Origin of the sequence: Streptomyces sp. NPDC086147 (genome assembly GCF_040702165.1) — a bacterium.
In the GTDB taxonomy this organism is placed as follows: domain Bacteria; phylum Actinomycetota; class Actinomycetes; order Streptomycetales; family Streptomycetaceae; genus Streptomyces.
Genome location: NZ_JBFBJO010000007.1, coordinates 323,185 through 335,123 on the forward strand (window position 1 = coordinate 323,185; position 11,939 = coordinate 335,123).

General features: G+C 74.3%; 10 protein-coding genes and 1 pseudogene. 5 read left to right on the top strand and 6 right to left on the bottom strand.

The genetic code is table 11. The features are described from left to right. Positions 1-4: 4 nt before the first annotated feature. The 3 genes from AB0398_RS18840 to AB0398_RS18850 are packed head-to-tail and all read right to left on the bottom strand — an operon-like array spanning position 5 to position 1,999. Positions 5-472, bottom strand: a complete 468-nt coding sequence (locus AB0398_RS18840; protein ID WP_366376394.1) for a VOC family protein — start codon at positions 470-472, stop codon at positions 5-7. Positions 473-482: 10 nt separating this feature from the next. After that, complete coding sequence (locus AB0398_RS18845) at positions 483-1,136, bottom strand: DUF4291 domain-containing protein (protein WP_366376396.1); 654 nt, start codon at positions 1,134-1,136, stop codon at positions 483-485. 50 nt (positions 1,137-1,186) lie between these two features. Next, a complete protein-coding gene (locus AB0398_RS18850; protein WP_366376398.1) occupies positions 1,187-1,999 on the bottom strand; it encodes a nucleotidyltransferase domain-containing protein in 813 nt (270 codons plus the stop codon). A gap of 193 nt (positions 2,000-2,192) precedes the next feature. On the opposite strand from AB0398_RS18850, the gene AB0398_RS18855 reads away from it, so the two are divergent. Next, positions 2,193-2,774, top strand: coding sequence for a dihydrofolate reductase family protein (locus AB0398_RS18855; RefSeq protein ID WP_366376400.1), 582 nt, complete (start codon positions 2,193-2,195; stop codon positions 2,772-2,774). 39 nt (positions 2,775-2,813) lie between these two features. Here the strand turns inward: AB0398_RS18855 and rarD are convergent, their stop codons facing one another. Together rarD and AB0398_RS18865 are read right to left on the bottom strand one after the other, a co-directional pair. Beyond that, positions 2,814-3,845, bottom strand: coding sequence for an EamA family transporter RarD (gene rarD / locus AB0398_RS18860; RefSeq protein WP_366376401.1), 1,032 nt, complete (start codon positions 3,843-3,845; stop codon positions 2,814-2,816). A gap of 147 nt (positions 3,846-3,992) precedes the next feature. After that, positions 3,993-4,859, bottom strand: a complete 867-nt coding sequence (locus tag AB0398_RS18865; protein WP_366376403.1) for an NmrA family NAD(P)-binding protein — start codon at positions 4,857-4,859, stop codon at positions 3,993-3,995. A gap of 96 nt (positions 4,860-4,955) precedes the next feature. On the opposite strand from AB0398_RS18865, the gene AB0398_RS18870 reads away from it, so the two are divergent. The 4 genes from AB0398_RS18870 to AB0398_RS18885 all read left to right on the top strand — a co-directional run bounded on the left by AB0398_RS18870 (position 4,956) and on the right by AB0398_RS18885 (position 11,359). Further along, entirely contained in the window at positions 4,956-5,372 is a 417-nt protein-coding gene (locus AB0398_RS18870; protein ID WP_366376405.1) for a helix-turn-helix domain-containing protein, read from the top strand. Between the two features lie 132 nt (positions 5,373-5,504). Beyond that, the gene (locus AB0398_RS18875; protein ID WP_366376407.1) at positions 5,505-6,299 is read left to right on the top strand and encodes a hypothetical protein; all 795 of its coding nucleotides are present in this window, start codon (positions 5,505-5,507) and stop codon (positions 6,297-6,299) included. A gap of 668 nt (positions 6,300-6,967) precedes the next feature. Continuing rightward, positions 6,968-9,151 (top strand): bifunctional serine/threonine-protein kinase/ABC transporter substrate-binding protein, encoded by a 2,184-nt coding sequence (locus AB0398_RS18880; RefSeq protein WP_366376445.1) that lies wholly within the window; start codon positions 6,968-6,970, stop codon positions 9,149-9,151. A gap of 6 nt (positions 9,152-9,157) precedes the next feature. Beyond that, positions 9,158-11,359 carry a bifunctional serine/threonine-protein kinase/ABC transporter substrate-binding protein gene (locus tag AB0398_RS18885; RefSeq protein ID WP_366376409.1) on the top strand — a complete coding sequence of 734 codons (2,202 nt, stop codon included), beginning with the start codon at positions 9,158-9,160 and terminating at the stop codon, positions 11,357-11,359. Between the two features lie 46 nt (positions 11,360-11,405). Here the strand turns inward: AB0398_RS18885 and AB0398_RS18890 are convergent. Next, positions 11,406-11,939: pseudogene (locus AB0398_RS18890) on the bottom strand (2-oxoacid:ferredoxin oxidoreductase subunit beta); the annotation flags it as partial.

An 11,939-nucleotide genomic window follows, 5' to 3' on the forward strand; every position in this document is an offset into this window, starting at 1 on the left:
GCCCTCACTGCACGCAGAACTCGTTCCGCTCCGGGTCCGCCATGACCACCCACGACCCCGACGGCTCGTCCACCTCGCGCAGGACCGTCGCGCCGAGGCCGATCAGGCGGGCGACCTCCTTCTCCCGGTCGCCCTCCTCCGCGTGGAGGTCCAGGTGGACGCGGTTCTTGACGGTCTTCGCCTCCGGGACCCGCTGGAAGAGGATCCGGTGGCCCAGGCCCGCGTCGGTGTCCTCGTCGTACGGCTCGTCCGGGTGCCGCACGGCGGCGAGGTCGCGCCAGCCGAGCCGCTCGTCCTCCGTGCCCGCGTGCACGGTGGTCGTCACCTCCTCGGGCACGGCCCCCATCCCGAGCAGCCGCCGCACGAGCGGGCTGTGGTCCTCCTCCCGGTAGCGCAGGGCGGCGGCCCAGAAGGCGGCCTGCGCGTGCGGGTCCGCGGCGTCGACGACGAGCTTCCAGTGCAGGGGTCTCATGCCACCGGTTCTAACGCTCCCGCTCCCCCCGTGCCACCGGAACGGACCTTTCCGCCGGAACGGCCTCCTTTTCCGCCCGCAGGTGGTCCAGGAGCCCTTCCGGCTCCGGGTACGGCTCCTCCCGGGGCAGCAGGGCCCGGGCGCCGTCCGTGTCGCCGGCCCGGACCAGGGCGTGGACGCGGTGGGCGAGCGGGGTCACGTCGGCGATCGAGACCGTCCACTCGTCCGCGTACCGGCGGGACGCCTCGCCCGACAGGCCGAGCTGGAGCGAGCGGTACGGGAGGGGGTTCAGGCGCGGGTCGCGCTCCGGGTCCCACTGGACCCGGGCCGGCGACCTCCGCAACTCCCGCTTCCACGCCTCCCGGTCGGGGTGGAAGCCGCGCGCGTAGTGGGAGAGGCAGGCGTTCCGCAGGGCCCACTCGAAGCCCTCGCGGGTGATCTCCACGGCGAGGACGGTCTCCTGACCCTCCTTCAGGCCCCAGCCCGAGCGGTACATCATCCACAGGAACGACGGCTTGATCCACGTCATCCGGTCCCGCTTCCAGACGGCCGGAAACCGGCCCTCGCGCGCCGCCGGCAGCCCGATCCCGGGCCGGTACGCCTGGTAGACGGTGACCGTGCGCTCCGTGTGGAGCGCCCGGATCCGGTACTTCGGTTCTTCCATGGGCCCAGGGTGGGGGAGGCCCCCGCCGCGCCACCACCGGTTATCCCCCGCTACTCCAGCGCCCCGCACACCTCGGCGGTCAGGGCGTCCGCCGCGTCCAGCGCCGCCGCCAGGGTGTCCGGGGAGGTGCCGAGGGCGGCGAGCAGGGAGTGGGCCCGGTCCGCGAAGTCCGGCGGCGACGAGGGCAGCGCACCCGCCTCCCGTACCGCCCCCTTCTCGTTCAGCACCCAGCTCCCCGCGTGCGCGTGCAGGGCCTGGACGAGGAGGCCGACCGCGCGGAAGAGACAGCCCGCCACGTAGAAGGAGTCCCCGCGCGCCGCTCCCTTCCGGGCGCCGGCCAGGATGAACGGCGCCTCCCAGCGCGCGTTCCCGACGAGCGCCCCGCGCAGCGCGTCCGGGTAGGCGCGGCACCGCTCCCGGAGGTCCCGGAGTTCGCCGGAGGGATCGGCCAGGACGCGTCCGAGCGCCAACTCGCCGACGTAGGAGGGCGAGTAGACGCCCAGGGGGTGGCCGGGCTGGGTGCCGATCTCGAAACGGCCCTCCGCGCACTCCCGCCGGATCCGGTCCACCCGGTCCACGTCGCGGTAGATCCAGTCCACGTGGTGGCCGTCGACGGTCAGCCAGCCGCCGCCGTCCACCCACGGCCCCCAGCCGCCCGGCTCGGTCACCTCCACCGGACCGCCGGTCAGCCCGGCCGCCAGCCGGCGCAGGGCGTCGGTGTCCAGCGGCGCCCGGTAGTACAGGCCGAGGTCGTAGTCGGACGTCGGGGCGTGCGTCCCCCGCGCCCGGCTGCCGCCCAGACACACCCCGACGACCCCCTCGACCCCGGACAGACGGGCGGCGATCTCCTTCAGGCGTTCCATCCGGCCCATTCTGCGGAGCCCGCCCGCCGCACGCGAACCGATTACGGGTGTCTCCGTCACGGCGACGACCGATGAGTTTCCTCAAGATCCGCGGTCATGGAACATGGCAGGCGCGCGACGGCCGCGAACGAGGACGGGGCGCGCACCGAAGGAACCCCTGCCGACCGGACACGAGAGACCGAGGAAGCCTCCCATGCGCACTCTGATCAGCACCGCCTTCGTCTCGCTCGACGGCGTCGTCGAGGCTCCCGGCGGCGAGCCCGGCTACCGGAACTCCGGATGGACGTTCAAGGACGTCGCGTTCCTCCCCGAGGCGTTCGAGATCAAGGACCGGGAGCAGAAGGAGGCCGCGGCGATGCTCCTCGGCCGCGTCAGCTACGAGGCGTTCAGCCCGGTGTGGCCGGACATGGAGGACTTCGCGGGTTACAAGGTGATGCCGAAGTACGTCGTCTCCACCACCCTCGCCGAGGACGACCTGGTCCCGAACTGGGGGGAGACCACGATCCTGCGTTCGCTCGACGAGGTCGCCGCCCTCAAGGAGACCGAGGGCGGCCCGGTCATCGTCCACGGCAGCGCCGCGCTGAACCGGGCCCTGTCGGACGCGGGCCTGATCGACCGGTACCACCTGCTCGTCTTCCCGCTCCTGCTCGGGGCGGGCAAGCGGCTCTTCAGCGCCACGGACAAGGACGCCCAGAAGCTGGCGCTGGTCGAGCACGAGGTCTACGCCAACGGCCTCCAGAAGCAGGTCTTCGACGTCGTCCGGCCGGGCGCCTGACCCTCCGGCCCCGCCCCGCGCACGCGTGCGCGGGCGCGGTCAGCGTCCGGCGGTGGGAGCGGCCCCGGCGGGACCCGTGACCTCGGCGGCCTCCGCCGGACCCGCCGTCCCGATCGGACCCGCCGTCTCGATCGGACCCGCCGCCTCGGCCGCTCCCGCCGCCGTCGCCGCCGCGATCGCCGCCCGGCTGCGCCGGTTCGTCCGCAGGGCGTCCCAGGTGAGGATCGTCAGGGCCAGCCAGACGAGGGAGAAGCCCGCCCAGCGCTCCGGCGGCATCGCCTCGTGGAAGTACAGGACGCCGAGGAGGAACTGGAAGGTCGGCGCGAGGTACTGGAGCAGGCCGAGCGTCGACAGCGGGACGCGGATCGCCGCCGCGCCGAAGCAGACCAGCGGGATCGCCGTGACCAGGCCGGTGGCGACGAGCAGCGCGGTGTGGCCGGCGCCGTGCGAGCCGAACGCCAGGGTCCCCTGCCCGCCGAGCCAGACCAGGTACGCGAGGGCGGGCAGGAACTGGACGGCGGTCTCGGCGGCCAGCGACTCCAGGCCCCCGATGTTGACCTTCTTCTTCACCAGGCCGTAGAGCGCGAAGGAGAAGGCGAGGACGAGCGAGATCCACGGCGGCTGCCCATACCCGACCGCGAGGACGAGCACGGCCGCGAAGCCGATGCCGACCGCCGCCCACTGCGCCGGGCGCAGCCGCTCCTGGAGGACGAGGACGCCGAGGGCGATGGTGACCAGCGGGTTGATGAAGTAGCCGAGGGAGGCCTCGACGACGTGGCCCGTGTTCACGGACCAGATGTAGAGGCCCCAGTTCACGGTGATGACGGTGGCGGCGAGGGTGATCAGGCCGAGCTTGCGCGGGCTGCGCACCAGCTCCCGTATCCAGCCCCAGCGGCGCAGGACGATCAGGGCGAGCCCCACGAAGGCCAGGGACCACACCATCCGGTGGGCGAGGATCTCGATCGCCCCGGCGGGTTTGAGGAGCGGCCAGAAGAGGGGGACGAGCCCCCACATGGCATAGGCGCCGATCCCGTAGAGCAGGCCTGCTCGTCCCTCGTTCTCCGTCTTCACCGGACCTCCCGCCCTGTGCCGCGCCGTCCTGTCGGCCGTTCCGTCGACGGTAGCGCCGCACGGGGCGGGTTGTCATGCCCGTACCGCTATACGGTCATGACGGTCACGTGCTGTTCCGTGCGGGGCCCGGGAGGCGCCCTCCGGCGTTCAGGAGGCGTCCAGGGCCTCCTGGACCGAGACGCCGACCGGGGTGGTCGGGCGGCCGATCAGCCGGGTCAGGTCACCGGTCCGCAGGGCGAGCGCGCCGTGCTCGGCGGCCCGGTCGACGTCGACCAGGATCTCGGCGAAGGGGCGCGGGAGCCCGGCGCCGGTGAGGATCTCCAGGTGCGCCTCGGCGGAGACGGGGGTGTACGCGACCTCCCGGCCGGACCGGGCGGCGACCTCGGCCGCGTACTCGGCGAAGGACCAGGCGGTGTCGCCGCTCAGCTCGTACGCCTTGTTCAGGTGCTCCTCGGCCGGGCCGGTCAGGACGGCGGCCGCGGCGGCGGCGTAGTCGGCGCGGGAGGCGGAGGCGATCCGGCCCTCGCCCGCGTTGGAGACGACGGCGCCGTGGGCGAGGACGGGGGCGAGGTTGGCGGTGTAGTTCTCGCTGTACCAGCCGTTGCGGAGGAAGGTGTACGGCAGGCCCGAGGCGAGGACCAGCTTCTCGGTCTCCTTGTGCTCGGCGGCCAGCTCGAAGTCGGCGTCGTCGCCGCCGAGGACGCCGGTGTACGCGAGCTGGGCCACGCCCGCCGCCTTCGCCGCGTCGATCACGGCGGCGTGCTGGGCGACGCGCTGCCCGACCTCGCTGCCGGAGATCAGGAGCACCCGGTCGCCGGCCCCGAAGGCGCCCGCGAGGGTCTCGGGGCGGCCGTAGTCGGCGATCCGCAGCTCGACCCCGCGCCCGGCCAGGTCCGCCGCCTTCTCCTTGTTCCGGACGAGGGCGACGACCCGCTCGGCGGGGACCGAGTCGAGGAGGGCGTCGACGACGAGGCGGCCGAGCTGTCCGGTGGCTCCGGTGACGACGATGCTCATGGTGCTTCCTTCTGCGTGGGGTGCGGTGGGCTACGTACTCACCGTACGGGGGGCACTAACTTTTCGACAGTGCCCACTTTGAAGTAAGGTACTGGCATGGGAGTAAGTGAAGAAGTGGGCGTGGTGCCCCCGCTGCCCGACGTGTTCGCGCAGATGTGCCCCTCGCGCGCCGTCCTGGAGCACGTCACCAGCCGCTGGGGCGTGCTCGTCCTCGCGTCCCTCCTGGAGCGGCCGTACCGCTTCAGCGAGCTGCGCCGCCGCATCGGGGGCGTCAGCGAGAAGATGCTCGCCCAGACCCTCCGGACCCTGGAGCGGGACGGCTTCGTCCACCGCGACGCCAAGCCCGTCATCCCGCCCCGCGTCGACTACGCCCTCACCCCGCTCGGCGCCGAGGCCGCCCGCCAGGTCTGGGAGCTCGCCCACTGGAGCGAGCAGCAGGTCGCCGCGGTCCAGGAGGCCCGCGAGCGGTACGACGAGGCACGTCGCGAGAGTGCCACCGCTTTGTCCCAATGAGGTTGTAGCCACGGTGGGTTGACCCGTCAGGTCGTACGATCTGATCGCCGTTCGGGCAATCCGTGTAGGGACCGTGGGGGAACTGTGGCGTACGGGGACCGAAGACTGCTGCGTGCCTGCTGTGCCGTCCTGGTGAGCGGGCTGATCGCGACCGGGTGCGCCGACGGACGCGGCGACGGGGCGAAACCCGACGGCAAGGGGAGTACGAGCGGGACGCCGACCCGGGCCGGCACGACCCCGGCCCCCACGCCCACGCCCACCGCGCTCGACTTCACCCCCGACCCGAAGCGCGCGCCGAAGAACGCCGCCGACGCCCGGAGGCTGGCCCTCGCCGTCGTCGCGGGGCCGGACGCCTGGGGCCCGGACTACGTGAAGCGCACCCCGCACCTCAGCGACCCCGACTACTGGCCCGTGCTCGGGGACGGCTGCTCGTGGGAGACCGGCACCCGGCCCTCCACCGTCCTGCACAGCGTCACCGCCTACAGCGAGGTCCCCGCCGTCGACGGCCGGGGGACCCTCCGGGTCGCCGCCACCGTCACCGTCCACCGCACCGAGGACGACGCCGACTGGGAGATGGCCGGGACCCTGGAGGAGGCGCTCCGCTGCCCGGACCAGAAGCTGCGCGACGGCGAACGCATCGAGGGGCTCATCTCCCTCGGCAACCCCTTCGGCCTCGGCGGCAACTACACCGCCGCCGACTCCCTCGGCGAGCGCGGCGGCTACCACAACGCCGAGTTCCCCGGGAAGCAGTTCTACGGCTGGTACCAGTCGAGGATCGGCCAGGTCACCGTCGCCACCGTCGTCAAGGGCGCCCCGGGCTACAGCGAGGAGACGACCGACACGACGATCGGCACCGTCACCGCCCAGGTCCAGGCCCTCGTCACCATGCTCGAACGCGTCAAGGACGAGCTGGAGGTCCAGTCATGAGCCCTGTGAACCCGAGAGACGGACACGATCCGGAGGACGGCCGGGAGCCGGAGGACGTCCGAGGACCGGAGGCCGGCCAAGGGCCGGAGCCGACCCGGGAGCCGCGGGACGTCCGGGGACCGGCGGCCGGTCATGGGCCGCAGGCCGGCCGTGAGCCGGGGAACGGCGCCGAGCCCCCGGCGCCGCGCGACCCCCGGATCGGCCCCCTGCCGAGCGCCCCGGTCCGGCCGGGCTCCAGGCGGCGGCCCCAGGGCGCGGCCCAGGCCGGACCCGGCCACCAGGCCCGAGGCGAAGCCCCGCCCGCCACCGACCACCGGAACCGGCCCGGGACCGGGGACGAGGCCCCGCCCGGCGCCGGGCGCCCGACCCCGCCCGGGACCGGGCACCAGGAGCACCAGCCCCCGGCAGGGGCACCCGCAGGAAACCCGTCCCCGGCCGAACCTTCGTATCCGCTCCAGCCCCCGGCAGGCGCACCGGCCGAACCCCCGCTCCCGCTCCAGCCCCCGGCAGGCGCACCGGCAGGGAACCCGCCCCCGCCCCAGCCCCCGGCAGGGACGCCGGCCGAACCCCCGCTCCCGTCCCAACCCCCGGCAGGGAACCCGCCCCCGCCGCCCGCCAGCACCACCCCCGGCGACCTCCACCCCCTCCTCCCCTCCGACCCCTCCCTCATCGCCGGTTACCGGCTGCTCGGGCGGCTCGGAGCCGGCGGCATGGGGGTCGTCTACCTGGGCCGTACGGCCAACGGCGAGCTCGCCGCCGTCAAGGTCACCCACGCCGACCAGGCCGACCAGCCCGACTTCCGGGCCCGGTTCCGCCGCGAGGTCGAGGCCGCCCGCCGGGTCTCCAGCCCCTGGGCCGTCCCCGTCACCGGTGCCGACCCGGACGCCCCCGAGCCCTGGATGGCCACCGCCTTCGTCGCCGGGCCCTCCCTCGGCGAGGCCGTCACCGCGCACGGCGCGCTCCCCGAGCGGAGCGTCCGGCTCCTGGGCTGGGCCGTCTCCCGCGCCCTCGCCGCCGTGCACGCGGCCGGCCTCGTCCACCGGGACGTGAAACCGGGGAACGTCCTCCTCGCCGTCGACGGCCCCCGCCTCATCGACTTCGGCATCGCCCGCTCCACCGGCGAGACCGCCCTCACCGCCACCGACATGGTCGTCGGCACCCCCGGCTTCCTCGCCCCCGAGCAGGCCGAGGCCCGCGCCGACGCCATCGGCCCCGCCGCCGACGTCTTCGCCCTCGGCTGCCTCCTCGCGTACGCGGCGACCGGACGCCCGCCCTTCGGCACCGGCGCCCCGGACGCCCTCCTGTACCGGACCGTCCACGACGAGCCCGACCTCACCGGCGTGCCCGAGGGGCTGCTCGACCTCGTCCGGGCCTGCCTCGCCAAGGACCCCGCCGCCCGGCCGACCGCCGCCGGGATCGGCGTACGGCTCGTCGAGGACGCCCCCGGCGACACCGCCGAGTGGCTGCCCGCCCCCGTCGTCCGGACCATCGCCGAGCGCTCCGCCCGGATGCTCGCCCTGCCCGAGATCGACGCGACCGCGTCCGGCACGGGAACGGCACGGCCGCCGAAGCGCAGCAGGCGCGGCTTCCTGCTCCTCGCCTCCGGCGTCGCCGCCCTCGCCGTCGGCGGCGGCTCCGTCGCCGCCTGGTCGGCCCTCCGGGGCGACGAGGGCGAGGACGACGCCAAGAACCCCCCTCCCCGCACCTCCTGGAAGATCGGCGTCCTCGCCGACCTCTCCGGCCCCGCCAAGGAGATCGGACAGGCCCAGGAGCGCGGCGCCCGCCTCGCGGTCGAGCAGTTCAACGCCCGCGAGGACAAGCCGTTCACCCTCGAACTCGCGGTCTCCGACGACCGGGGCGACCGGAACGCCGCCCTCGCGGCGGCCCGCGGGCTCACCACCGACCCCGGCGTCGTCGCCGTCCTCGGCCCCACCTCCGACGCCACCGGACAGGCCGCGCTCCCCGCCTTCGAGGAGGCCGGCCTCCCGCTGCTCACCACCTCGGCCGGGTTCAACCTGTTCACCCTGCGGGACAAGCAGAGCCCGCCCAACGCCACGGTCCTCCGGGCCATCCCCAACCACCCCATGGGCGGCGCGCACCTCGCTTTCTCCGTCACGCTCCTGCCCACCGTCAAGAAGCCCGGCGTCCTCCAGGAACGCACGGACGACCAGTACAGCTGGCTCCTCGTACGCGGCGTCCAGTTCGGCTTCGGACAGGCGAAGATCGACCCGCTCTACCGGGTCGTCCCCGCCCGCACGCGGGACTACCGCCGGATCCTCGGCGAGATGATCGACGCCGGCATGGACGCGTACGTCCACTGCGGGGTCCGCGAGACCGCCGTCCTCGCCGCCCGCGCCCTCCTCGAACTCGGCTTCACCGGGCCCCGCTTCGGCGGCCAGCACCCCTTCGGCCCCGCCTTCCTGAAGGAGGCCGGACCCGCCGCCGAGAACTGGTTCTTCGGCGCGCCCGTCCTCGACCCCGTGGCCCGCGAGAAGGACCCCCAGCTCAAGGACGCGGACCGGAAGCGGACCACCGGATTCGTCACCGCGTACCGCAAGCGCTACGGCGCCCCTCCCGCGTACTACACGGGCGAGTCGTACGACGTCGTGAACATGGTCCTCGACCAGCTCGCCACGAACGCGAAGGCCGGCCGGCCACCGGCCCGCAAGGGCCTCTGGGCCCAGCTCCGGGCCAAGAAGTACACGGGTGTCATGGGCGGTTACTCCTTCGACAAGGACGGCGACCTCGCCGGCGTCGGCACGTTCGTGCACGGCGTGCAGAACGGCGCCTACAAGTCGATCGGCGTCGCGCCCGGCCAACCCGTCCCCCGGCAGAACACACCGAAGGCCTGACCGCCCGTGCAGCCGCTCCGCAAGGCCGACCCCTCCTCGATCGCGGGCCACCGGCTCCTCGGGCGCCTCGGCGCCGGCGGCATGGGCGTGGTCTATCTCGCCCGTACCGCCGGCGGAACGCTCGCCGCGCTCAAGCTCATCCGCGCCGAGCACGCCGCCGACCCCGGCTTCCGGGAGCGGTTCCGCCGCGAGACCCGGATCGCCGGGCGGATCACCGGCCGCTGGGTGGTCCGCGTCCTCGGCGCCGATCCGGAGGCCCGGGAGCCCTGGCTGGCGACCGAGTTCGTCCCCGGCCCCTCGCTCGCCGAGGCCGTCGGGCTGCACGGCGCCCTGCCCGAGCCGACCGTACGGGCGCTGGGCGCCCGGCTCGCCGCCGCGCTCGCCGACGTGCACGCGGCGGGACTCGTCCACCGGGACGTCAAGCCGGGGAACGTCCTCCTCGCCCTCGACGGCCCCCGCCTCATCGACTTCGGCATCGCCCGCTCCGCCGGGGCGACCGCGCTGACCGCCACGGGCGCGATGATCGGCACCCCCGGCTTCCTCGCCCCCGAACAGGCCCGCGTCGGCGCCGCGGACGAGGTCGGCCCGGCCGCCGACGTCTTCTCGCTCGGCTGCGTCCTCGCGTACGCCCTCACCGGGGAACGCCCCTTCGGTACGGGCGCGGTGGCCGCCGTCGTCTACCGCACCGTCCACGAGGAGCCGGACCTCCGCGAGGTCCCGGACACGATCGCGCCCCTGGTCGCGGCCTGCCTGGCCAAGGACCCGGCGGCCCGCCCCACGGCCGCGCAGGTGCGGGCCGCCCTCGGGGAGGCCGGAGGACCGGCGGGGGACTGGCTGCCGCCCGGTCTGCCCGCGCTCATCGCGCAGCGGTCCTCGCGCGTCCTCGATCTGCCGGTCCCCGAACCGACCCTGCTCGCGGCCCCCGAACCCCCCACGGGGGTCTCGCGCCGCCGCGTCCTGACGGCCGGCTCGGCGGCGGCCGTCGCCGGAGCGGGCGGCCTGACCGCCTGGCTCCTCGGCCGGGGCCCCGCCGGGAAGGGCACGGGAACGGGCGGGGGAGCCGCCCTCCCCGCGTACACGATCGGCGTCCTCACCGATCTGAGCGGCCCCACCAAGGCGGCCGGGCGGGCGCAGGAACGCGGCGCCCGGCTGGCCGTGGAGACCTTCAACGCCCGCCCGGACCGCACCTTCGACGTGGTCCTGCGGACGCTGGACGACGGTGGTCAGGGCGCGCGCGCCACGACCGCCGCCCGCACCCTCCTCAAGGACGAGAGGCTCGTCGGCGTCGTCGGCCCGACGACCGTCCCGAGCGTCGCCGCCGCCGTGGCCGAACTCGTCGACCACTCCGTCCCCCTGGTGAGCGTCCTCGCCGCCGTCCCGAACGGCATCTCGGTGGACGGCCAGACCACCAAGCGCACCTACTTCGAACCCCGCCCCTCCCCGGACTCGATGGTCGTCCCGTTCGCCCGCTACCTCTCCGAGCGCGAGGTCGTCCGCACCGCCGTCGTGGAGGACCGCGACGGCGGCCGGTCCACCTGGTTCGCGGTCAACAGCCTCAAGAAGACCCCGCCCTCGCAGGCCCAGGGCGGGCGGGCGACCTCCCACCCGGTCGAGGCGGACAGCGAGGACTTCGCCTCCGCCGTACGGGCCGCCCTCGCGACGGACCCGCAGGGCGTGATGTACGTGGGGACCTCACCGCGCCGGGCCGCCCTCTGCGCCCTGGCCCTGCGCGACCAGGGCTTCCGGGGCCCCTGCGGCAGCGTCGAACAGCCCTTCGCGCAGGAGTTCCTCGACCTCGCGGGTCCGGCGGCCGAGGGCTGGTACTTCGGCACGTCCCACGTCGACCCGGACGGCCTCCCGCAGGCGAAGGCCTTCACCGCCGCCTACCGCAAGCGCTGGGGACTGCCCGCCACCACCCCCGTCGACCCGTACGCCACGGAGGCGTACGACGCCGTCAACTGGACGCTCCAGGCCCTGGGCACGACGGTCGGCAACCACTCCGAGTCGGTGGCCTCCGGAGTGGCGAACGGCCTGCGCCAGACCCCGTACAAGGGCCTCGCCAAGACGTACTCCTCGGACGGCAGGGAGAGCGTCACCGCGAGCCTCGTCGGCCTCTTCCTCTGGCAGGTGAGGAACGGGAAGCCGCACTTCCTGGGGGAGTTCGCGGACGCGGCGGTGGCGGAGGCGAAGAGGACGAAGAAGACGTGAGGGAGGGCGGGCCCGTGAGGGCCCGCCCTCCCTCCGCGTTCCTGTCTCAGGTGGTGACGGTCCAGGTGTCGTTGCCGGTGAGGAGTTGGGTGAGGTCGCCTTTGCCGTGTTGTTCGACGGCGGTGTCGAGCTGGCCGGCCATGAGGGTGTCGTAGACGGGCCGGTCGACGGAGCGGAAGACGCCGATGGGGGTGTGGTGGAGGGTGTCGGGGTCGGCGAGGCGGGAGAGGGCGAAGGCGGTGGTGGGGGTGGTGGCGTGGGCGTCGTGGATGAGGATGTCGCCCTCGTTGGTGGCCGTCACCTCGACGACTTCGAGGTCGCCGGTGGCCGGGTTGCGGATCACGCCCTTGGCCTGGTCGGTGCCGAAGCGGATGGGCCGGCCGTGTTCCAGGCGGATGACGGCTTCCTGGGCCTGCTGTTTGTCTTTGAGGGCTTCGAAGGCGCCGTCGTTGAAGATGTTGCAGTTCTGGTAGATCTCGACCAGTGCGGTGCCGTTGTGGTCGGCGGCCTGGCGCAGGACGTCGGTGAGGTGTCTGCGGTCGGAGTCGACGGTGCGGGCGACGAAGGAGGCCTCGGCGCC

Excerpts from the sequence above, each read along its gene's own strand:
- AB0398_RS18865 (WP_366376403.1), bottom strand. The coding sequence starts at position 4,859 with ATGAGCATCGTCGTCACCGGAGCCACCGGACAGCTCGGCCGCCTCGTC.
- AB0398_RS18855 (WP_366376400.1), top strand. The coding sequence starts at position 2,193 with ATGCGCACTCTGATCAGCACCGCCTTCGTCTCGCTCGACGGCGTCGTC.
- AB0398_RS18870 (WP_366376405.1), top strand. The coding sequence starts at position 4,956 with ATGGGAGTAAGTGAAGAAGTGGGCGTGGTGCCCCCGCTGCCCGACGTG.
- AB0398_RS18850 (WP_366376398.1), bottom strand. The coding sequence starts at position 1,999 with ATGGAACGCCTGAAGGAGATCGCCGCCCGTCTGTCCGGGGTCGAGGGG.
- AB0398_RS18840 (WP_366376394.1), bottom strand. The coding sequence starts at position 472 with ATGAGACCCCTGCACTGGAAGCTCGTCGTCGACGCCGCGGACCCGCAC.
- AB0398_RS18845 (WP_366376396.1), bottom strand. The coding sequence starts at position 1,136 with ATGGAAGAACCGAAGTACCGGATCCGGGCGCTCCACACGGAGCGCACG.